General features: G+C 63.6%; 2 protein-coding genes. One reads left to right on the top strand and one right to left on the bottom strand.

The features are described from left to right. On the top strand, nucleotides 1–183 hold a 183-nt coding region (locus D7X55_RS45845), incomplete at its 5' end, for a hypothetical protein (protein WP_407921822.1). A gap of 294 nt (nucleotides 184–477) precedes the next feature. Here the strand turns inward: D7X55_RS45845 and D7X55_RS45840 are convergent. After that, nucleotides 478–738 (bottom strand): DUF2789 domain-containing protein, encoded by a 261-nt coding sequence (locus tag D7X55_RS45840; RefSeq protein WP_233610390.1) that lies wholly within the window; start codon nucleotides 736–738, stop codon nucleotides 478–480. Between the last annotated feature and the right edge of the window lie 132 nt (nucleotides 739–870).

The raw sequence follows: 870 nt of genomic DNA, 5'->3' as shown, positions 1-870 counted from the left end.
CGCAGGGACGGCCACATAGAGGTGGATGTGCGCAGCTTTGCTTGTCCGCTGCCACTGGCTGCTGACACGTCGCTGGCGGCATTCCTGCACACCCTCGAGGCCGCTCCCGCCCACGATGCGATCAACGTTGCGCTGCCCGGCACTTCGGCAACTGTCTATGAGGGGTTACGCGAGTGCATTTGAGTATCGCCCTCGCCCTCGTCCACAACTGCAAGCGGGTCATACCAGCATTGGAGGGCGTGCGCGGGCCTGGGATTCCCGGCCCGCTGTCGGTCGACGCGGGCCGGATGCTTGCCCACGGCATTGCCCGGAGCACTGGGGGCTGCATGGAATCCCACCGGACCGCAGGGTGCGGTGGGCTGTGATCGGCACTATTGATCGACCGCGAGAAGGACCCCCTGGAAGTTCAGGTCGTGATCTGCATCTCCCGGACACCCGGTAGCGCCAGGTCGAACCTGGCGACACATGACCCGGCAATCATCGACCGGTTGCCGCCTTCACCGCATCTTCGTGCAGGGATTCGTTCAGCTCATCCACCACGGTGGTCCACGCCGCATCGGCCTGCAGCGATTCAGACAGGAACTGGCGCTGGGCGTCATTCCAGTACGGTGCCTCGGCCACCTCCACGCCTGCGGGCAACTGGTGCCCACGAATGAAGCCGGCGATGCCCTCGGCACTGGCATCCAGGCCCAGCTGCAGGAACAGGTTTGTCATGCGCGGTTCGGTGGTGATCATCATCGGTTTCCTGCTGGGAGAAGGGATGGTCCATTATCGGTGTTCACAGCCTTGGGGTAAGCCCTGTGGCGAACGTCCATAGCACCACCATCTCCTGGCATTTTCCCCGTGAACGTACCCCCTGCTCCTGAAGAG

This window comes from Corallococcus sp. AB049A, from assembly GCF_003668885.1.
Taxonomy (GTDB): domain Bacteria; phylum Myxococcota; class Myxococcia; order Myxococcales; family Myxococcaceae; genus Corallococcus; species Corallococcus interemptor.
Note: the sequence above shows the minus strand (reverse complement) of the source record. Positions and strands in the feature narration are given on the sequence as shown.

Excerpts from the sequence above, each read along its gene's own strand:
- D7X55_RS45840 (WP_233610390.1), bottom strand. The coding sequence starts at position 738 with ATGATGATCACCACCGAACCGCGCATGACAAACCTGTTCCTGCAGCTG.